18 protein-coding genes and 1 pseudogene are annotated in these 19,407 nt (G+C 63.2%); 8 read left to right on the top strand and 11 right to left on the bottom strand.

What is annotated here, in order from left to right:
- Window position 1: 1 nt before the first annotated feature.
- Genes NKJ88_RS10090 through NKJ88_RS10080 form a run of 3 tightly spaced genes read left to right on the top strand, consistent with a single transcriptional unit; the run spans window position 2 to window position 2,150 of the window.
- A complete protein-coding gene (locus NKJ88_RS10090; RefSeq protein WP_023669573.1) occupies window positions 2-490 on the top strand; it encodes a GNAT family N-acetyltransferase in 489 nt (162 codons plus the stop codon).
- Window positions 487-1,740, top strand: coding sequence for an aconitase X (locus NKJ88_RS10085; protein WP_023669572.1), 1,254 nt, complete (start codon window positions 487-489; stop codon window positions 1,738-1,740). Before NKJ88_RS10090 ends, NKJ88_RS10085 begins: the two co-directional genes overlap by 4 nt.
- Window positions 1,737-2,150 (top strand): aconitase X swivel domain-containing protein, encoded by a 414-nt coding sequence (locus NKJ88_RS10080; RefSeq protein WP_023669571.1) that lies wholly within the window; start codon window positions 1,737-1,739, stop codon window positions 2,148-2,150. The genes NKJ88_RS10085 and NKJ88_RS10080 overlap by 4 nt, the downstream gene beginning before the upstream one ends.
- A 12-nt stretch (window positions 2,151-2,162) precedes the next feature.
- On the opposite strand, the gene NKJ88_RS10075 is transcribed toward NKJ88_RS10080, so the two are convergent.
- A complete protein-coding gene (locus tag NKJ88_RS10075; RefSeq protein ID WP_023669570.1) occupies window positions 2,163-3,164 on the bottom strand; it encodes a 2-hydroxyacid dehydrogenase in 1,002 nt (333 codons plus the stop codon).
- A gap of 157 nt (window positions 3,165-3,321) precedes the next feature.
- Here NKJ88_RS10075 and NKJ88_RS10070 point away from each other — a divergent pair, with 157 nt between their 5' ends.
- Complete coding sequence (locus tag NKJ88_RS10070) at window positions 3,322-3,879, top strand: SH3 domain-containing protein (RefSeq protein WP_023669569.1); 558 nt, start codon at window positions 3,322-3,324, stop codon at window positions 3,877-3,879.
- 13 nt (window positions 3,880-3,892) lie between these two features.
- Here NKJ88_RS10070 and NKJ88_RS10065 read toward each other — a convergent pair whose 3' ends face one another.
- On the bottom strand, window positions 3,893-4,252 hold the full coding sequence (locus NKJ88_RS10065; RefSeq protein WP_352444008.1) for a DUF4260 domain-containing protein: 360 nt from the start codon (window positions 4,250-4,252) through the stop codon (window positions 3,893-3,895).
- A gap of 10 nt (window positions 4,253-4,262) precedes the next feature.
- Window positions 4,263-4,694 carry an iron response transcriptional regulator IrrA gene (gene irrA / locus NKJ88_RS10060; protein ID WP_352444007.1) on the bottom strand — a complete coding sequence of 144 codons (432 nt, stop codon included), beginning with the start codon at window positions 4,692-4,694 and terminating at the stop codon, window positions 4,263-4,265.
- Between the two features lie 344 nt (window positions 4,695-5,038).
- Between irrA and fabA the strand changes: the two genes are divergently transcribed.
- From fabA to NKJ88_RS10040, 4 genes and pseudogenes are all read left to right on the top strand, one after another.
- The gene (gene fabA / locus NKJ88_RS10055) at window positions 5,039-5,554 is read left to right on the top strand and encodes a 3-hydroxyacyl-[acyl-carrier-protein] dehydratase FabA (protein WP_023669566.1); all 516 of its coding nucleotides are present in this window, start codon (window positions 5,039-5,041) and stop codon (window positions 5,552-5,554) included.
- A gap of 122 nt (window positions 5,555-5,676) precedes the next feature.
- Window positions 5,677-6,897, top strand: coding sequence for a beta-ketoacyl-ACP synthase I (gene fabB / locus NKJ88_RS10050; protein ID WP_023682004.1), 1,221 nt, complete (start codon window positions 5,677-5,679; stop codon window positions 6,895-6,897).
- Window positions 6,898-6,930: 33 nt separating this feature from the next.
- A complete protein-coding gene (fabI, locus tag NKJ88_RS10045; protein WP_023669564.1) occupies window positions 6,931-7,743 on the top strand; it encodes an enoyl-ACP reductase FabI in 813 nt (270 codons plus the stop codon).
- A 183-nt stretch (window positions 7,744-7,926) separates the two neighbouring features.
- Window positions 7,927-9,470 (top strand): annotated as a pseudogene (locus NKJ88_RS10040) (putative bifunctional diguanylate cyclase/phosphodiesterase).
- 16 nt (window positions 9,471-9,486) lie between these two features.
- On the opposite strand, the gene NKJ88_RS10035 reads toward NKJ88_RS10040, so the two are convergent.
- The 8 genes from NKJ88_RS10035 to NKJ88_RS10000 all read right to left on the bottom strand — a co-directional run bounded on the left by NKJ88_RS10035 (window position 9,487) and on the right by NKJ88_RS10000 (window position 19,380).
- Window positions 9,487-10,500 (bottom strand): class I SAM-dependent methyltransferase, encoded by a 1,014-nt coding sequence (locus NKJ88_RS10035; RefSeq protein ID WP_023818822.1) that lies wholly within the window; start codon window positions 10,498-10,500, stop codon window positions 9,487-9,489.
- Window positions 10,501-10,585: 85 nt separating this feature from the next.
- The gene (pnp, locus tag NKJ88_RS10030; protein WP_023688738.1) at window positions 10,586-12,733 is read right to left on the bottom strand and encodes a polyribonucleotide nucleotidyltransferase; all 2,148 of its coding nucleotides are present in this window, start codon (window positions 12,731-12,733) and stop codon (window positions 10,586-10,588) included.
- 277 nt (window positions 12,734-13,010) lie between these two features.
- Window positions 13,011-13,385, bottom strand: a complete 375-nt coding sequence (rpsO, locus tag NKJ88_RS10025; protein ID WP_280790898.1) for a 30S ribosomal protein S15 — start codon at window positions 13,383-13,385, stop codon at window positions 13,011-13,013.
- Between the two features lie 95 nt (window positions 13,386-13,480).
- Window positions 13,481-14,575: a magnesium/cobalt transporter CorA gene (gene corA, locus NKJ88_RS10020; RefSeq protein ID WP_352444006.1), complete on the bottom strand. Its 1,095-nt coding sequence runs from the start codon at window positions 14,573-14,575 to the stop codon at window positions 13,481-13,483.
- Window positions 14,576-14,619: 44 nt separating this feature from the next.
- Complete coding sequence (gene truB / locus NKJ88_RS10015; protein ID WP_023692584.1) at window positions 14,620-15,591, bottom strand: tRNA pseudouridine(55) synthase TruB; 972 nt, start codon at window positions 15,589-15,591, stop codon at window positions 14,620-14,622.
- Complete coding sequence (gene rbfA / locus NKJ88_RS10010; protein ID WP_023692585.1) at window positions 15,591-16,010, bottom strand: 30S ribosome-binding factor RbfA; 420 nt, start codon at window positions 16,008-16,010, stop codon at window positions 15,591-15,593. The genes truB and rbfA overlap by 1 nt, the downstream gene beginning before the upstream one ends.
- Window positions 16,011-16,171: 161 nt before the next feature.
- Entirely contained in the window at window positions 16,172-18,733 is a 2,562-nt protein-coding gene (gene infB, locus NKJ88_RS10005; RefSeq protein ID WP_352444005.1) for a translation initiation factor IF-2, read from the bottom strand.
- Window positions 18,730-19,380 carry an RNA-binding protein gene (locus NKJ88_RS10000; protein ID WP_023755160.1) on the bottom strand — a complete coding sequence of 217 codons (651 nt, stop codon included), beginning with the start codon at window positions 19,378-19,380 and terminating at the stop codon, window positions 18,730-18,732. The genes infB and NKJ88_RS10000 overlap by 4 nt, the downstream gene beginning before the upstream one ends.
- Window positions 19,381-19,407: the final 27 nt, after the last annotated feature.

The raw sequence follows: 19,407 nt of genomic DNA, 5'->3' as shown, positions 1-19,407 counted from the left end.
TATGGATCGGTCCACCAGCGTCCTTGTTACGCAGCTTGCCTCCGATTTCGAGCGCTGGGACGAACTGCTCAGCCTGATCATGCGCGCCTTTGCACCGATGGACGGCGTCATCGACCCGCCCTCCTCGGCACATCTGCTGAACGCCGGAAACCTCAGGGACAAGGCTGGCCGAGAGACCGTGTTGCTGGCCCTGCAGGATGACAGGATCGCCGGCTGCGTTTTCGCGCTGGAGAGAGCCGATGATTTCTACATCGGCAAGCTCGCCGTCGAACCTGAGCTTCAAGGGCAAGGCATCGGCAGGCGGCTGATGCAGGCTGTCGAATTTCTCGCCCGCAGCCGGAACAAACCGGCCATCGAACTGCAGACGCGAATCGAACTGACCGTAAATCATGCAACCTTTGCCGGTCTCGGCTTTCGCGAGACTGAACGCACCGCGCATGACGGCTATGACCGGCCGACCTCGATCACCTTGCGCAAGGAGTTGGCGTGAGCCTTGCACTCAGCTCACAGGAGCAGACAGTCGCCTCCGGCCATGACGGGGCGGCGATGGCGATGCGCATCGTTGCCGAAAGCGCTGCGCTGCTCGGCGCGCCGCGACTTATCCCGATCGCCTCGACGCATATAGACGGCGCGCTCTATCACGGCGATTCCGGCACGCTGTTTGCCGAAAGGCTGGTCGATAGCGGCGCCAGGGTCGCGGTGCGCTCGACGCTCAATGTCGGCGCGCTCGACCTGATGGGCTGCTCGCGCGTGCGCCTCGAAGAGCCGGCGCGCGGCATGGCGCGACGAATGATGGAGGCCTACCGCAAACTGGGCTGCGAGCAGAGCTGGACCTGCGCGCCCTATCAGGCCGGCCACAGGCCGGCGCTTGGCAGCGATGTCGCCTGGGGTGAATCCAACGCGGTGGTGTTCTGCAATTCGGTTCTGGGGGCACGCACCAACCGCTATGGCGACTTCCTCGACATCGCCTGCGCCATATCGGGCCGCGCGCCGGATTACGGCCTGCATCGCCCCGAGAACCGGCAGGCACGGCTGTTGTTCGATGTGTCCGGCCTATCCGCCTCGTTCCTTGGCTCCGAGATCGCCTGGCCGGTGCTGGGCAACCTCTACGGCCGTGAGGTCGGCAATGCGATCGGCGTCGTCACCGGCATATTCAGCCATCCCGGCGAGGATGCGCTGAAGGCCTTCGGCGCGGCTGCGGCATCGTCGGGCGCCGTCGGCCTGTTCCACATTGCCGGCGTGACGCCCGAGGCGCCCGACGCCGAGACCATCCTGGTGGGCGGCAGGCCGGAAACGATGATCCGCGTAACGCCGGAGATGGCCATGAAGGCCCGCGCCGGCCTGTCCACCGCAGCCACGCAGACCGCCATCGATGCCGTGGCGATCGGCAGTCCGCATCTGTCTTTGGCCGAATTCGATGCACTTGAGCGGCTGATTGGCGGGCGGCGGCTCAGCGTGCCGATTTACGCCTGCACCGGCCGCCACGTGCTCACCAGGCTGGAGCAGAACGGCAAGCGCAAGATGCTCGAAGCCAGCGGCGTCATCATCGTCGCCGACACCTGCGTGGTGGTGACGCCGATCCTGCCGGATCTGGCCGGCGGCGTGCTGATGACCAATTCGGGAAAATTCGCGCACTACGCGCCGGGCAATACCGGTTACGCCGTGCTTTACGGCTCGCTGGCCGACTGCGTGGAAAGCGCGGTTGCCGGTAAGCCCAGGTTTACGGACATCGCCGCATGAATGCTGCAGCCGACATACTGGTGCCGGGCAGCGGAGGCGAAGGACTGGCCTTGGTGCTGACCGCGCCAATCAGCTTCTGGGGTGGCGTCGATCCGAAGAGCGGCCGCATCGCCGATGTCCGTCACCCGCATCATGGCGAGACCATTTCCGGGCGTGTGCTGTTCCTGCCCGGCACGATCGGCTCGTCCTCAGCGTCAGCCGTGCTGATGGAACTCGTCCACAATGGCCATGCGCCGACGGCACTCGTGCTGCACGAGCCGGACGCGATCCTGCTGCTTGGCTTGATCGTGGCCAGGGAAATGGGCTGGCCGACGCCGGTAGCGCTCAGGCTCGAGCGCGACGATTTTGAGGCCTATCGCGGCAAGCGTGTGAGTGTCGCGGCGGATGGCGCCCTCACAACCGCATCCTGAACGCGGCCCGCTTCAAGTCCGTAGCGGCAGCACGCGGTCCGGCGGCCGGTGGCCGTCGAAGAAGGCGCGGATGTTGATGATCACCTTCTCGCCCATGTCGATGCGGCCCTCGATCGTCGCCGAACCCATATGCGGCAAAAGCACGACCTTGTTCTTCGCGGCAAGCTTCAGCAGTTTCGAGTTCAGCGCCGGTTCGTGCTCGTAGACGTCGAGGCCGGCGCCGGCGATCTTGCCGTCCTGGATCAGCTTGACCAGCGCTTCCTCGTCGATGATGTCGCCACGCGCGGTGTTGACCACATAGGCGGTGGGCTGAAGCAGAGCCAGGCGCCGCGCCGAAAGCAGATGAAAGGTCGCCGGCGTCGACGGGCAATTGACCGAGATGATGTCCATGCGGGCAAGCATCTGGTCGAGGCTTTCCCAGTAGGTCGCCTCAAGCCCTTCCTCGACCGCCGGCAGCACGCGATGGCGGTTATGGTAGTGGATCGACAGGCCGAAAGCCTTGGCGCGCCTGGCAACAGCGGTGCCGATGCGGCCCATGCCGACAATGCCGAGGCGCTTGCCCCAGATGCGCCGGCCGAGCATCCAGGTCGGCGACCAACCGGCCCATTTCTTGTCGCTGGTGAGCACATTGGCGCCTTCGGCCAGCCGCCGCGGGCCGGCCAGCATCAGCGCCATGGTCATGTCGGCCGTATCCTCGGTCAGCACGTTCGGCGTGTTGGTGACGGTAATGCCTTTCCTGGCCGCCGCCGCCACATCGATCTTGTCGACGCCATTTCCGAAATTGGCGATCAGCTTGAGATTGTCGCCGGCCTGGGCAATCAGCGCCGCATCGATCTGGTCGGTGATGGTCGGCACCAGCACATCGGCTTCCTTGATCGCCGCGACCAGCTCCGGCTGCGTCATCGGGCGGTCCTCGACATTCAGCCTGGCGTCGAAGAGTTCGCGCATGCGGGTCTCGACCGGATCGGGCAGCTTGCGCGTGATGACGACGAGAGGCCGTTTTTTGCCTGCCATTGTTTCCTCGAACCCGATCTCGTTGAGACCTCTTTAACCAAGACAGGCGAAACTGAATACCGGTCGCGGTGCCTGCCACTCCTGTAACAAGCGGTGCCGCCGAAGACAAAGAAAAAGGGGCGCCCGGACCAAAGGGCACGCGCCGAAAGGAATGAAAGTGTCTGGTTTCGCGTCGCTTCGCCTGATCCTCAGCGCAGCGCTTCTCGGCGCTCTCCTGCATTCCCCGCAAGCCGCGGCGCAAGGTGCCGCCGCACCTGTGCAGACGGTCACGCTCGGGCCGAGCGGCCTGCCGCTGCCGCGTTTCGTCAGCCTGAAATCGGCTCGCGTCAACTCGCGCGTTGGCCCCGGCGCCAACTATTCCGTCGACTGGATGTACACAAAGGCCGGCCTGCCGATGGAAATCATCCAGGAATTCGATACCTGGCGGCGGGTGCGCGATGCCGATGGCTCGGAGGGTTGGATCAACCAGTCGCTGCTGTCCGGCCGCCGGACCGCGATCGTCGCCCCTTGGCAACGCACCAAAGGTGGCCGAATCAATCTGCTCGACGATGCCGATAAGGACGCCAGCGTCATCGCCATCATCGAGCCGGGCGTTACGGGCACGATCAAAACCTGCGATGGCCAGTGGTGCGAAATGACCTTCGACGGCCACACCGGCTGGATCGCCCAGTCGCAGGTGTGGGGCGCCTATCCCGGCGAGCACGTCAAGAATTGAGATTGCTGGAGGCCTAACGGCCGATACGGCCGAGATGGGTGTCCTGAAAACCGGTCGACAGTTTGAGACCGTAGCCGAGCGCGCGGTCGACGGCGATGTGGATGATCAAGATCAGACCAATCGCGGTCCCCGTCGAATTGGCCAGAACATATCCGGCGAGGGCCAGCAACAGCGGGACGATCAGGATGTGCAACGCGTTGTAAGCGACAGCGCCGATCCGTGCCCCGGCGAGATAGCCCAGCATCGACAGGTCGGGCGCCAGAATAAGCAGGGCGAACAGCCACCAGGAAACGCCTGACGCGGCATAGGCGACTATAGCCACGACCGCGACCGCAACCCATTCGAGCCGGATTGCAAAATCGACAGGTTTCACGGGTTGGGGCTTAAACGCTGCGCTTCGGGCGCAGCCTCACCACGATGTCGACATTGGCGATCTCCATGCCTGCGGGTGGCTCCGGCAGGTTGGAGACGGTCACCGGACCGCTTTCTATATCGAAGATCCTGTTTTCGCCTTCGATGTAAAAATGATAGTGATCGGAGGTGTTGGTGTCGAAATAGGTCTTGGACCCCTCGACCGCCAGGATGCGCAGCAGGCCGGCCTGGGTGAACTGGTGAAGCGCGTTGTAGACGGTGGCGAGCGAGACCGGCACGCCGGCGGCGACCGCCTCTTCATGCAGTTCCTCGGCCGAAAGGTGGCGGTCGCCCTTGGCAAACAGCAGATCGGCCAGCGCAATGCGTTGGCGTGTCGGCCTAAGGCCGGCTTCGCGAACCCGCTTGTCCACAGCGACATTTTCCTTCCGGCCGCCCAGATCCATCTATCCGTCCAAGCCCACAGTTCTGCCTCAAGACACGCCCAGAGTGGCGAAAAAACGTCATCAACCGAAACTGGATACCTCCCGACATATATTCTGTTGGCGGAATACGATCAATAGAGCGACGTGCGTCCAGTTGGACGCACTAAGTGCGCTCTATCGCTTTTTTGGCGTCGCATCGTGCTTTCCGGAATCGAGATCGATTTCGGGCCGATGCGAGAGCGCGCATTGACCCGGGCAGACGGGCGGGTTAAGCGCAAACGCCGGTTTCCGGACCGAAAGGGATTGTGTTAGGAAACCAACGACAAGGGCGCCCCACCGCCCGGGACATTATGGGGACGAGACATATGGCGGGTTCGAAATCCAGCTACGGTTATGAGGAATTGCTTGCCTGCGCCCGCGGCGAGCTGTTTGGACCCGGCAACGCCCAGCTGCCCTATCCGCCGATGCTGATGTTCGACCGCATCACCGAGATCAGCGAGACCGGCGGCGCCCACGACAAGGGCTTCATCCGCGCCGAATTCGACATCAAGCCGGACCTGTGGTTTTTCGCCTGCCATTTCATCGGCAATCCGATCATGCCGGGGTGCCTGGGCCTCGACGCCATGTGGCAATTGACGGGTTTCTACCTCGGCTGGCTCGGCGAGCCGGGCAAGGGCATGGCGCTGTCGACCGGCGAAGTGAAGTTCAAGGGGATGGTGACGCCTTCGGTCAAGAAAGTGGAATACGGCATCGATTTCAAGCGCGTCATGCGCGGACGCCTGGTTCTCGGCATCGCCGATGGCTGGCTTAAAGCCGACGGCGAACCCATATACGCGGCGACAGACCTCAAAGTGGGGCTGTCCAAGCAATCGGCCGCCTGACCGGCGCCACTGCAGCAGGGCGTTCCCGGACGCGCAACGACGCTGCGGCATTTTGGTTTTGCGTATGATCGCCGGCGAAAACCGACTAGGGTTTCGGGATCATCCGCTGGAAGGAGTTGCGAATGAGAAGGGTCGTCGTCACAGGCCTCGGCATCGTATCGTCGATCGGCAACAACGCCAACGAGGTGCAATCCTCGCTCCACGATGCCAAATCAGGCATCAGCTTCTCCGATTCCTTCGCCGAACACGGCTTCCGCTGCCAGGTCTGGGGCGCGCCGACGCTCGACCCGACCCCTATGATCGACCGGCGCGCCATGCGCTTCCTGAGCCAGGGCGCGGCCTGGAACCATGTCGCGATGGACCAGGCGATCGCCGACGCCGGGCTTGGCGAAAGCGACATCACCAATGAGCGCACCGGCATTGTCATGGGCTCGGGTGGCCCCTCGACCCGCACCATCGTCGAGGCTGCCGAGACCACGCTCAAGAACAACAGCCCCAAGCGCATCGGTCCGTTCGCGGTGCCGAAGGCGATGTCGTCGACCGCGTCGGCGACGCTCGCCACCTGGTTCAAGATCCACGGCGTCAACTATTCGATCTCGTCGGCCTGCTCGACCTCGGCGCATTGCATCGGCAACGCCTACGAACTGATCCAGTGGGGCAAGCAGGATGTGATGTTTGCCGGCGGCCATGAGGACCTCGACTGGACGATGTCGGACCTGTTCGATGCCATGGGGGCGATGTCGTCGAAGTATAACGACAAGGCGTCAACAGCTTCCCGCGCGTATGACGCCAATCGCGATGGCTTCGTCATCGCGGGCGGCGCGGGCGTCCTCATCCTGGAGGAGCTCGAACACGCCAAGGCGCGCGGCGCCAAGATCTACGCTGAGATCGTCGGCTATGGCGCGACGTCGGACGGTTACGACATGGTGGCGCCGTCGGGCGAAGGCGCGGTGCGCTGCATGCGCCAGGCTCTAGCGACGGTGTCCGCGCCGGTCGACTACATCAACACCCACGGCACCTCGACGCCGGTCGGCGATTCCCGGGAAATGGGCGCCATCCGAGAGGTGTTCGGCGACAAGATGCCGTTCATCACCTCGACCAAGTCGCTGACCGGCCATTCCCTTGGTGCCGCCGGCGTACAGGAATCGATCTACTCGATCCTGATGATGCAAGGCGGCTTCATCGGCGAGAGCGCCCATATCGAAAACCTCGATCCCGAATTCGAGGGCATGCCGATCGTGCGCAAGCGCATCGACGACGCCAGGATCGACACGGTTTTGTCCAACTCGTTCGGCTTCGGTGGCACCAACGCAACGCTGATTTTCCAGCGCTATTCCGCATAAGGCCAGCGTTTTTTTGTAGGGGGATTGCCGGCCATGGACGGACTGATGAAGGGCAAGCGCGGGCTTGTCATGGGCGTCGCCAACGATCATTCGATCGCCTGGGGCATCGCCAGGAAATTGTCCGAACACGGAGCGGAGCTTGCCTTCACCTATCAGGGCGACGCATTCGGGCGCCGCGTCAAGCCGCTTGCCGAGAAGCTTGGCGCGTCTCTGGTGGTGCCCTGTGACGTCGAGGACAGCGCATCGGTCGCCGCCACCTTCGAGACGCTCGGCAAGGAATGGGGCGGGCTCGACTTCGTCGTCCACGCCATCGGCTTTTCCGACAAGAACGAGCTCAAAGGGCTCTACGCCGACACCAGCCGCGACAATTTCGTCCGCACCATGGTCATCTCCTGCTACTCCTTCACCGAGGTCGCCCGCCATGCCGCCCCGCTGATGAGCGAAGGCGGCGCGATGATCACGCTGACCTATGCCGGCTCTGTCCGCGTCATGCCGAACTACAACGTCATGGGCGTCGCCAAGGCCGGGCTGGAAGCCAGCGTGCGCTATCTCGCCAACGATTATGGCCCGCGCGGCATCCGGGTGAACGGCATATCGGCGGGACCGGTGCGTACTTTGGCCGGCGCCGGAATCTCGGACGCCCGCCACATGTACTCCTACCAGCAGCGCAACTCGCCGCTGCGCCGCACGGTGACCATCGACGAGGTCGGCGGCTCGGCGCTCTATCTTTTGTCCGACCTCTCGTCAGGCGTCACCGGCGAAATCCATTATGTGGATTCCGGCTATCACATCGTGTCGATGCCAACCCTGGATGAGTTGAAGCAGACCGACAGCGTACGCGATTAATTCACCAGTAAAATTAGATGCATGGGCGGAAACTCATTTTAAGGAGATATCCGCTAGAAGTCCTATGGGCTTGGGCTCTGCGCGTTCTTGCTGGGCGCAAAGGATGCTTTAGCCTTTATGAATTTGTGCTTGATATTTCCCGAAGTCGAGTTGATTTCGGGATCATGCGACAGGGACTGAGCAATGCCTGCTGTCAGCAACCCGAAGCGAACACCTGTGTTCCGGCTGCTCACCGTCGCCAGTTCGGGCCTTGGCAGTTTCATCCTTGGGCTTTGGGGCCTCCGGCATGGTTTCGGGGACGGCTTTGCCGACATGCAGGCGGAAACCATGATCGGCATCGCGTCGGCGCTATGCGCGCTGGCCGCCGCCGGTGCTGCCTTGTCCTTCTTCGCCGGCGTCGATGAATCGGTGGACTACGTTTTCAACGAAACCCATTTCGACAAGCTGACCGGGCTTTTTGCGCGGCCGGCGATGGTCGGCAGGATTGCCGACGCGGCGTCCGCGACGATCAGGACCGGTGAGCCGGTGTTCCTCATCGACATCGACATCGACCGCTTCAAGCAGATCAACGACGCCATCGGCTACAGCCATGGCGACGAACTGATCCGCGGCTTCACCAAGCGGTTGAAGGCCTGCATGCCCGAAGGCGCGGTGATGGGGCGCATCGGCGCCGGCGAGTTCGCTATCCTTGTCTGGGAACACCAACTCCAAAGCTCGATGGAAAGCACCGTCGAAACCATGATCGAGGAGATGCTGAAGCCGTACCAGCTCGATTCTCACCTGCAGTCGGTCGGCCTGTCGGTCGGCATCGTGGCGATGCCAAAGGATGGCGTCGATCCGGTCCTCATCCTGCGCCGCTCCAACCTGGCGCTGCAGAATGCCCGCGCCGGCGGCGTGGGCAACTGGTCGGTCTTCCATTCCGACATGGGCCAGGTCGCCGACTACCGCCACTGGATCGAATCCGAACTGCACATCGCCTTCGCCCGTGGCGATTTCGACCTTCATTACCAGCCGCAGCTCGACCTGCCGACCGGCCGTGTCGTCGGCTACGAGGCGCTGATCCGCTGGAAGCACCCGGAACGCGGCATGATCCCGCCGATGGAATTCATTCCGATCGCCGAAGAGACCGGCATGATCCACCCGATCGGCAATTGGGTGCTGAACAAGGCCTGCAGCGATGCCCGTCATTTGCCCGAGGACTGCTTCGTTGCCGTCAACATCTCGCCGGTCCAGTTCATGACCAAGGATTTCGTCGGCATCGTGCGCGACACGATGGCCAGCACCGGCATCAAGCCGTCGCGCCTGGAGCTCGAACTGACCGAGACGGCGATGATGCAGGCGCCGCCATCATCCTGCAGCAGCTTGCCGACATGGGCATTTCGGTGGCCGTCGACGATTTCGGCACCGGCTATTCCAATCTGAGCTACCTGATCGACTTCGCCTTCGGCAAGCTGAAGATCGACCGCTCCTTCGTCAGCCGCATCGACACCGATTCCAATTCGGGCGCCGTCGTCTCTACCATCGTTGGCCTGTCGCGGGCGCTCGGCGTCGGCATCATCGCCGAAGGCGTCGAGACCGAGAACCAGGCGACGCTTTTGCGAGCGGCCGGCTGCGAGATGGTGCAAGGCTATCTGTTCGGCAGGCCGGCGCCGCTCAAGATCAAGCCTGGCGACATCAGACCGACCATTCCCGTCCACGAGCCGGCGCGCATCGTCAGCATGCATTGAGGTGACCGGCACCGTCCTATCGGCGCGCGGAGAAAACCTTGAACATGCCGTCGCGGGCGAGCTCGGCATGGCTGGAGAAGACGGCCTTCAGAACCGGCTCATAGGGCAGCTGGCGGTTCGCCACCATGAACAGCCGCCCGCCCGGCTTCAGCGCCTTGCCCGCCGCCTGGATCATGCCGGCGCCGATTTCCGGCTCGGCCGCCCGGCTGCGATGGAAGGGCGGGTTCATGACGATGGCATCATAGCGCCGCTCGACCGGCTCGCTCAGCAGATCGGTCCAGAAGAAGCCGGGCTCGAAGCCTGTCTGGCCGATATTGCCCTTGGCCGCCTCAAGCGCGTCGAAATCCGCTTCGTAAAGGTCGAGCCCCGTTATGCCGGATGAACGTGCCGCGACCTCGGCGGCGACATAACCCCAGCCGGCGCAGAAATCAGCAATGTTGCCGCGCAGGTCTTTGGGCAGGTTGTCGACCAGAAGTTTCGAGCCGACGTCGATCCGGTCGAAGGAGAACATGCCAGGCGCGGTGCGGAAGCGGTCCTCTACGACCAAGGCGGGATTGGCGACGCGCAGTTTTTCCGCAGGCGCCAGATCGGCCGGACGGCGAAGCCAGAAGGCGATGCCGTGATATTTCGGCAGATGCCCTTCGATGGGGACAAGCTCGTCGATGCGCTTGCGCAGGCTGGCGATGCCTTCGTCCTTACCGCCGGCGACAATGATCAGACCGCCCGGCGTGACGCGTTCGATCGCCTCGGCAATACGCATCTCGTTTAGCCCACGATGGCGGCCGGCAAGCACGAGCGCTGCATCGAATGCATCGCCTTCCGCGCGCGGCGTTACCTTGTGACCGGCACGCTCCAGCGCTCGGAGATGCGGCCGGAAACCCTGTGCAAGATGGAGCTCTGCCTCGAAGCCTTCCGGCAAGCGGAAGCCGGGCTCCGCACCCAGGAACAACACACGCTCGCCCTTTTGCGGCAGAGGGAGCCCCTCGGCCTCGAAGGGATGGAACAGTGTCTTCAGCGGCTCAGCGGCCATTCTTCGATTCTCATGTCGTAGACGGGTATTAAACGAAAACGGGCGCGACATAAGCCGCGCCCGTTCAACTCTATTGTCAGACCACTCAGGCGGCGTTTTCTTCGCCTTCGGCCTTCTTGTCGCGGGCGATTTCCTTGCCGGTGGCCTGGTCGACGACCTTCATCGACAGGCGGACCTTGCCGCGCTCGTCGAAGCCCATCAGCTTGACCCAGACCTTGTCGCCTTCCTTGACGACGTCCGAGGTCTTGGCGACCCGGTCGTTGGCAAGCTGCGAGATGTGGACGAGGCCGTCACGCGGACCGAAGAAGTTGACGAAAGCGCCGAAGTCGGCGGTCTTGACGACCGTGCCTTCGTAGATTTCGCCGACTTCCGGCTCGGCGACGATGGTATGGATCCATTTCTTGGCCGCCTCGATCTCCTTGGCGTTCGACGAAGCGATCTTGACCGTGCCGTCGTCCTCGATGTTGATCTTTGCGCCGGTCTTCTCGACGATCTCACGGATAACCTTGCCGCCGGAGCCGATCACGTCGCGGATCTTGTCGGTCGGGATGTGCATAACCTCGATGCGCGGTGCGAACTCACCGAGTTCGGGGCGCGCGCCGGTCAGAGCATGCGCCATCTCGCTGAGGATATGCTGGCGGCCGTCCTTGGCCTGGTCCAGCGCGATCTTCATGATCTCCTCGGTGATGCCCTCGATCTTGATGTCCATCTGCAGCGAGGTGATGCCGCCTTCGGTACCGGCAACCTTGAAGTCCATGTCGCCGAGGTGATCTTCGTCACCCAGGATGTCGGACAGAACCGCGAAGCGCTCGCCTTCCTTGATCAGGCCCATCGCGATACCAGCAACCGGCTTGGCCAGCGGAACGCCGGCATCCATCAGCGCCAGCGATGTGCCGCAGACGGTGGCCATCGACGACGAACCGTTGGACTCGGTGATCTCCGAGACGACGCGCAGCGTGTAGGGGAACTGGTCCGCGCTCGGCAGCATCGGACGGATAGCGCGCCAGGCGAGCTTGCCGTGGCCGATTTCGCGGCGGCCCGGCGAACCCATGCGGCCGGTCTCGCCGACGGAGTAGGGAGGGAAGTTGTAGTGAAGGAGGAACTTCTCCTTGTACATGCCGGTCAGCGAATCGACATACTGCTCGTCCTCGCCGGTACCCAGCGTGGCAACGACCAGCGCCTGGGTCTCGCCGCGGGTGAACAGCGCCGAACCGTGCGTGCGCGGCAGGACGCCGACTTCCGAGACGATCTTGCGGACAGTCTTGAGGTCACGGCCATCGATGCGCGAACCGGTGTCGAGGATGTTCCAGCGCACGACCTTGGCCTGGAGTTCCTTGAACACCGAACCGATCTGCTCGGAGGTGTACTTGGCGTCTTCGCCTTCGGCCGGAGCGAACGCTGCCTTGACCTTCGCCTTGACGGCGTCGACGGCGGCGTAACGCTTCTGCTTGTCGACGTTCTTGTAGGCATTGCTGAGCTCGTCGCCGACGATCTTCAGCATTTCGGCTTCAAGCGCGGAGTAGTCCGGCGCCGTGAAATCGCGCGGCTCCTTGGCGGCAACTTCGGCCAGCTTGATAATGGCGTCGATCACCGGCTGGAAGCCCCTGTGGCCGAACATGACGGCGCCGAGCATCAGCTCTTCGCCGAGTTCCTTGGCTTCGGACTCGACCATCAGCACGGCGTCGGTGGTGCCGGCGACGATCAGGTCCAGCCTAGATTCCTGCATCTCATCGACATGCGGGTTGAGCACGTATTCGCCGTTGATGTAGCCGACGCGGGCGCCGCCGATCGGGCCCATGAAGGGAACGCCCGACAGCGTCAAAGCGGCCGAGGTGGCGACGATCGACAGGATATCGGGATCGTTCTCGAGGTCATGCTGGACGACGGTGACGACGATCTGGGTGTCGTTCTTGTAGCCGTCGGCGAAGAGCGGGCGGATCGGGCGGTCGATCAGGCGGGAAACCAGCGTTTCCTTTTCGCTCGGACGTCCCTCGCGCTTGAAGTAGCCGCCGGGGATCTTGCCGGCGGCGTAGGTCTTTTCCTGGTAGTTGACGGTCAGCGGGAAGAAATCGAGGCCTGGCTTCGGCTCCTTCATCGAAACGACGGTGGCGAGAACCTTGGTTTCGCCGTAGGTCGCAAGCACCGCGCCGTCAGCCTGACGTGCGATCTTGCCGGTTTCCAGGATGAGCGGACGGCCGCCCCATTCGATTTCCACTTTGTGGTAGTTGAACATATCTTGTCCTTAATAAGCGGAAAGGGCCGCGCCGTTTCACGGTGCGCGGATGCCCTTTCCCTGGCTTCCTTTCTCGGGCAGCCACGGGCAAGACAACGGGAAGCTCGGGTAGATTTCGGCGCTGGTTAGCGCACGAGCGTCCTGCAATCCTGCCCCATGACCGTCCATGGGCGGTTTCGAGTGGCCTCTGCGCGCTCGAAACCGGTCTGGCCAATCGATGCGACTGGCAGAATGCGCGACCGGCGGGCTCTCCTTCGAAAGCCCGCCGGTCAATTCGTCAACGGCGCAGACCGAGCTTCTCGATCAACGTCTGATAGCGCGCGTCATCCTTGCGCTTGAGATAATCAAGCAGGCTGCGGCGCTGGGAGACGAGAGCGAGCAGACCACGGCGGGAATGGTTATCCTTCTTGTGGTCCTTGAAGTGGTCGGTCAGGTTCTTGATGCGCTCGGAAAGGATGGCCACCTGGACTTCCGGAGACCCGGTATCGCCCTTGGCGGTTGCGAATTCACCCATCAATTCCTGTTTGCGCTCGGCAGTAATCGACATCGTGTTTTTCCTTATCTGTTTGAGGAAACGGGTCGCCCTCAGCCGGGATGTCGTCCAGCAGGGGCCGGTGCAAGCAAAGCGACATGGCGCGATGCTGCGGCGCATATAGGGCAATTCCCCGGAAAACACCAGCCCATTCATAAAGCCGGCTTGTCGCAGCCCTTTGCTCGGGTATCCAGGATTCCCTTGACACCGAAACCTTACAGCCACTTCTTGCTTTTGAAGAAGACGATCAGCCCGACAGCAACGGCCAGCATGAACAGCAGCGAAGCCGGGTAGCCATAGTAGGCTTTCAGTTCCGGCATGTTCCACGGCGAGATCTCGGGATCGAAATTCATCCCCCAGATACCGACCAGGAAGGTTAGCGGCATGAAGATCACCGAGACGATGGTGAGATAAGAGATGACGTCGTTAGTGCGCGCCTGGCTCAGCGACAAATGCATTTCGATCAAGCCGGTCAGCATATCACGCTGGTTCTCGACCAGCTCGATCAGCCGCAATGCGTGGTCGAGCGTGTCGTTGAAGAAGATTTTCGTCTCCGGCTTCACATAGGGCACGTCGTTGCGGATCAGCGTCGCCAGCGCGTCGCGCATCGGCCACAGCACGCCCTTGAGCACATTGGCGTCGCGCCGCAATTCGTGCAGCTGGCGCATCTGATGCTTGTGAGGCGTGTTGAGCATCTCGTCCTCGATGCCATCGACCTCCTCGCTCGCGGCCTCAATCGGCGGGAAATAGCTGTCGACGATGGAATCGATGAGCGCATAGGCCAGATAGTCGGCGCCGCGCATCCGCAAGCGGTTGGGCAACGCTGCGGCGATGCGCTTGCGCACGGGGCCGAACGGATCGCCTTCGCGCTCCTGGAAGGTGACGACGAATTTCTTGCCGAAGAACACCGCGATCTGCTCATAGCGATGCACCTTGACGTCGTCGATCATGCGCATGACGACGAAGGCGTGGTCCTCGAAGAAGTCGACCTTCGGCCGCTGGCCGGTGTTGACGACATCTTCCAGAGCCAGTGGATGCAGGTTGAAGATCCGGCCGATCTCCTCGATCAGCTGGATGTTGGCGAGACCGGTGCAGTCCAACCAGACGACCGGCCAGTTGTCGCAATGGGTGTTGAGATCGTCGATGCTGGCATCGTTGATGGTCTTGAATTTTTCAGGCGAAATCAGCGTCAGGCGCAGCTCGGACCGTCGCGCCGCCGGATCGGCGATCAGCGTGCCAGGCGAGGCGCCAACCGGCGGCCGCCGCGTTGTCACCGGCGCCCGCTTCTTCACCGCCTCAGCCTTTGCCATGTGCCCCTCGGATGTGACGTCGACGTAAAACTAGACGAGAGTGGTCAGCCGGCAAAGACCCGCTTCGGCTTGAACATGCCTTGCTCGATGGCGCCGATGGCGACAAGCTTGCCGCGCGCGGTGGCGCAGGCTTCCTCGGCTTCCACGGGCGCGTCGCGGCCGCGGATGATGACGGGATTGCCAAGGCGGATTTTCGTCGCCGCTTCGTCGCTGATGGCGATCTGGGGCAGGCAGTCGAGCGCGGCGGCCGTGTCGACGAGCAGCGCATCGATTGCGCCAAAGTCGATCGGCGCGTCGGCAACATCGGCGTCGCCCTCTTTGTCAGCTTCGCGCTGTTCGCCGAAACGGGCGGCTTCCAGTTCGGCGACGGTGACGAAATCCTCCTGGGTGAACGGCTCGACCTCGACCCTGCGCAATTCGGCGATGTGGCCGAAGCAGCCGAGGTCGCGGCCCATGTCGCGGGCCAGCGAGCGCACATAGGTGCCTTTGCCGCATTCGACCTCGAACAAAGTGTGGTCGGCAGCGTGCTCGACGATGTCCAGACGGCCGATCTCGATCTCGCGCGCGGGGATGTCGACTGTCTCGCCCCCACGGGCGAGATCGTAGGCGCGTTCGCCTGATATCTTGATGGCCGAGAATTGCGGGGGTGTCTGCATGATGACGCCGGTGTAGTTCGGCAGCAGCGCCCTGACATCTTCTTCCGCCGGGCGGCGGTCGGAACTTTGCGTCACCGGGCCTTCGAGATCGTCGGTCGAACGCTCCTCGCCCCAAGCGACGGTGAACCGGTAGATTTTGGCGCCGTCCTGCACATAAGGCACGGTCTTGGTTGCCTCGCCGAGCGCGATCGGCAGCATGCCAGAGGCCAGCGGGTCGAGCGTGCCGGCATGGCCGGCCTTTTCGGCCTGGAAAAGCCATTTGATCTTGGAGACGGCTTCGGTCGAACCCATGCCAACCGGCTTGTCCAGCACCACCCAGCCGGAGATCGGCCGGCCCTTCTTCTTGCCGCGGCGCCCCACTATTTCTCGTCCTTGTCGTTGTCTTCGCCATCGGTACCCAAGTCTCGCGCGACTTCCGGCGATTTCAGCAAATCGTTGATCCTGGCGAAATTGTCGAAGGACGTATCGAGCTTGAAGCGGAACTCCGGCATGAACTTCATCTGGCGGAGCGCGCCGGAGACGCGGCCACGGACGAACTTCGCGTGCTTGTTGAGCGCGTCGATGACCGCACCCGTGTCCTTGGCGCCGAGCGGCGAAACGAAGGCCGTTGCGACCCTCAGATCAGTGGACATGCGCACTTCCGAGACCGAAACCACGGTGTTCTCGATCAGCGGGTCGATAATCTCGCCGCGCTGCAAGGTTTCCGACAGCGCATGGCGCACCTGTTCGGCGACGCGAAGCATGCGCTGGGATGGGCTGGAGGCGGTTGGACGGGGCATTTTTCTCAATCCGGAAAGCGTGAGGCGCGGGATCGGACGGTGCCGCCATGTCTCATATTTGTTCTATGCATGTCGTTTATCCCGCACTTTTGGGCGACAGGCATTAAAGTTAGGGCGGCGGTCTTTCGACCACCGCCCGGTCGTATCGACAGTATACGAACTCAGAGCGTCCGGGTCACCATCTCGACGCGGAAGCACTCGATGATGTCGCCAACGCGCATGTCCTCGTAGTTCTGGAAGGCCATGCCGCACTCCTGGCCGCCCGGAACTTCCGCGACTTCATCCTTGAAGCGCTTGAGGGTCTTCAGCGTACCTTCGTGGATGACGACGTTGTCGCGGATCAGGCGCACGCCCGCTCCACGCTCGACCTTGCCTTCGGTGACACGGCAGCCGGCGATCTTGCCGACCTTGGTGATGTCAAAGATCTCGAGGATCTCGGCATTGCCGATGAAGGTCTCGCGGCGTTCCGGCGACAGCAGGCCGGAAAGTGCTGCCTTCACATCGTCGACGAGGTTGTAGATGATCGAGTAGTAGCGGATTTCGATGCCCGCGGCCGCCGCGGCCGCACGTGCCTGCACGTTGGCACGGACGTTGAAGCCGATGATCGCGGCCCCCGAGGTCTCCGCCAGCGACACGTCGCTTTCGGTGATGGCGCCGGCGCCGGCATGAACGATGCGCGCACGCACCTCGTCGGTGCCAAGCTTGTCGAGAGCGGCGTTGATCGCCTCGATCGAACCCTGCACGTCGCCCTTGATGACCAGCGGGAATTCCTTCAACCCGCTCGTCTGCAGCTGCGACATCATCTGTTCGAGCGAGCCGCGCTGGCCGGCATGGCGAGCCACTGCCTTCTCGCGCGCCAGACGCTGGCGATATTCGGTGATCTCGCGGGCGCGGGCCTCGTTGTTGACGACAGCGAAGCGGTCGCCGGCTTGCGGCGTGCCCTGCAGGCCGAGCACCTCGACCGGCATAGCCGGCGGCGCCTCCTTGATCTGCTCGCCACGGTCATTGACCAGCGCGCGCACCCGGCCCCATTCGTTGCCGGCGACGAGGATGTCGCCCGGCATCAAAGTGCCGGTCTGCACCAGTACGGTGGCGACGGGGCCACGGCCCTTGTCCAGCTGGGCTTCGATGACCACGCCCTCGGCGGTACGGTCCGGATTGGCCTTGAGGTCGAGGATTTCGGCCTGCAGCAGGATCGCTTCCAACAGCTTGTCGAGGTTGGTGCCCTTGGTCGCCGACACTTCGACGTCCAGCACTTCACCGCCCATCGATTCAACGAACACCTCATGGCGCAGCAGTTCCGACCGCACCTTCTGCGGATCGGCATCATGCTTGTCGATCTTGTTGATCGCCACGATGATCGGAACGCCGGCCGCCTTGGCATGGCTGATCGATTCGATGGTCTGCGGCATGACGCTGTCGTCGGCCGCCACCACCAGGATGGCGATGTCGGTCGCCTGAGCGCCGCGGGCGCGCATCGCCGTGAAGGCGGCGTGACCGGGCGTGTCGATGAAGGTGATCTTCTGACCGTTCTTCTCGACCTGGTAGGCGCCGATATGCTGGGTGATGCCGCCGGCTTCGCCGGAGACGACATTGGCATTGCGGATGGCGTCGAGCAGCGAGGTCTTGCCGTGGTCGACATGGCCCATGATGGTCACGACAGGCGGCCGCGACACCAGGTCCTCGGCATTGTCGGCAATGTTGAACAGGCCTTCCTCGATGTCGGACTCGGCGACGCGGCGGACCGTGTGGCCGAATTCGGTGGCGACCAGCTCGGCCGTGTCGGCGTCGATGATGTCGCCCGGCTTCAGGATCTGGCCCTGCTTCATGAAGTACTTGACCACATCGACAGCGCGCTCGGACATGCGCTGCGCCAGTTCCTGGATGGTGATGGTTTCAGGCAGGATCACTTCGCGCATAACCTTCTCGCGCGGCTCATTATGCATCGCGCGCTTGAATTTTTCCTGGCGGCGACGCATCGACGACAGCGAGCGGGCGCGCGCGTCCTCGTCGGAAAGCGCCGTGTTGAGGGTCAGCTTGCCGCGACGACGGTCTTCCTCGGCCTTGGTCGGCTTGGCCGGGCGCGCCACTTCGGGCGTAACCGGACGGCGTACCGGGGCGCCGGCGGCGGTGCGCTTCGGCTTGACCTCTTCCTCGTCGTCCGATGCCACAAGCTCGGCAGCCTGCGGCGCGCGGCGGCGCGCTTCTTCCTCGGCGCGGCGGCGGGACTCGGCCTCGGTCTGCAGGCGGGCTTCTTCCTCGGCCTGACGGCGCGCGGATTCCTCGCGCTCGCGCTTGCGGCGTTCCTCATCCTCGTTGCGGCGCTTGGCCTCTTCGATGGCGCGTTGGCGGTCCTCGACGTCGCGAACCTTGGAGCCTTCGAGCGCCCTGCGGCGCGCTTCCATTTCATTGCGCGACAGTTCGTTCAGCACCATGCCGCCGCGTTCGGCCGGGGGCGGAGGCGGCGCCTTGGGCGCTTCCTGCACGACGGGGGCTGCCACTACCGCGGGCTTGGGCGTAAATACGGGTGCAGCCACCGGCTCCGGCTTGTCGCCGGGCATGGAGAATTTGCGCTTCTTGATCTCGACCTGGACCTGCTTGGTGCGGCCATGCGAGAAATTCTGTCGCACGACGCTCTGCTCGGTACCGGGGCGCTTCAGCGTCAAGGTCTTCTTCGCTGTAACACTCAACGTCTTATCGTCGCCCGATTTCGTATCGCTCATTCCATATCCTCTGCAGCATCATCTTCGTCAGCAACGGCCGCAAGCATTGCCAGATCGTCGGGGGTTCCGCCCCGATATCGGTCGAGCGCAACCATGCGCCTCTCAACCGCCTTGCCCGCGTCTCCCGCGAGAACGGCAGCATGTATCACATTTGTACCCCCCAATGCCAAGCTCAACTCGGCCTCGGAGAAAAGTTTGTAGGCAAGGACTGCAGGCCCGCCGAGGTGGACAGTTGCCCGCCGCGCCTGACTGATCTTGCGCACGCCATCGTCGGATGCCTCGCTCGCGTGGAGCACGAAAAGCGCCAACCCCGAGCGCACCGCGCTCTCGACCTTGGTTGCGCCGAGTGCGATCGAGCCAGCCTTGCGGGCAAGGCCAAGCATACCCAAAGCGGATCGTGCAAGCAGTCCGTCGACCATGCCGCCGAGATCGGGCGGCACGACGACCTGCGCCTTGAAGGCGCGGGCAAACAGGTTCTTCGCCGCCGCCTTGTCGATATGTAGGCGGTCGGCGCTCACCCAACAACCACGGCCGGGCAGATTTCTCTTCAGGTCAGGAACGACGGCCGAATCCGGGCCGACGACGAAACGGATCAGCTCATCCGGCTCGGCTTGCTTGCGCGTGACGATGCAGGTGCGATCGTTCATCTCGTCCTGGGGCGGGTTGTGTGCGAT

Origin of the sequence: Mesorhizobium sp. M0016, assembly GCF_040324035.1 — a bacterium.
In the GTDB taxonomy this organism is placed as follows: Bacteria; Pseudomonadota; Alphaproteobacteria; order Rhizobiales; family Rhizobiaceae; genus Mesorhizobium.
The sequence above is the reverse complement of the archived record's forward strand: the minus strand, read 5'-3'. Positions and strand labels throughout refer to the sequence as shown.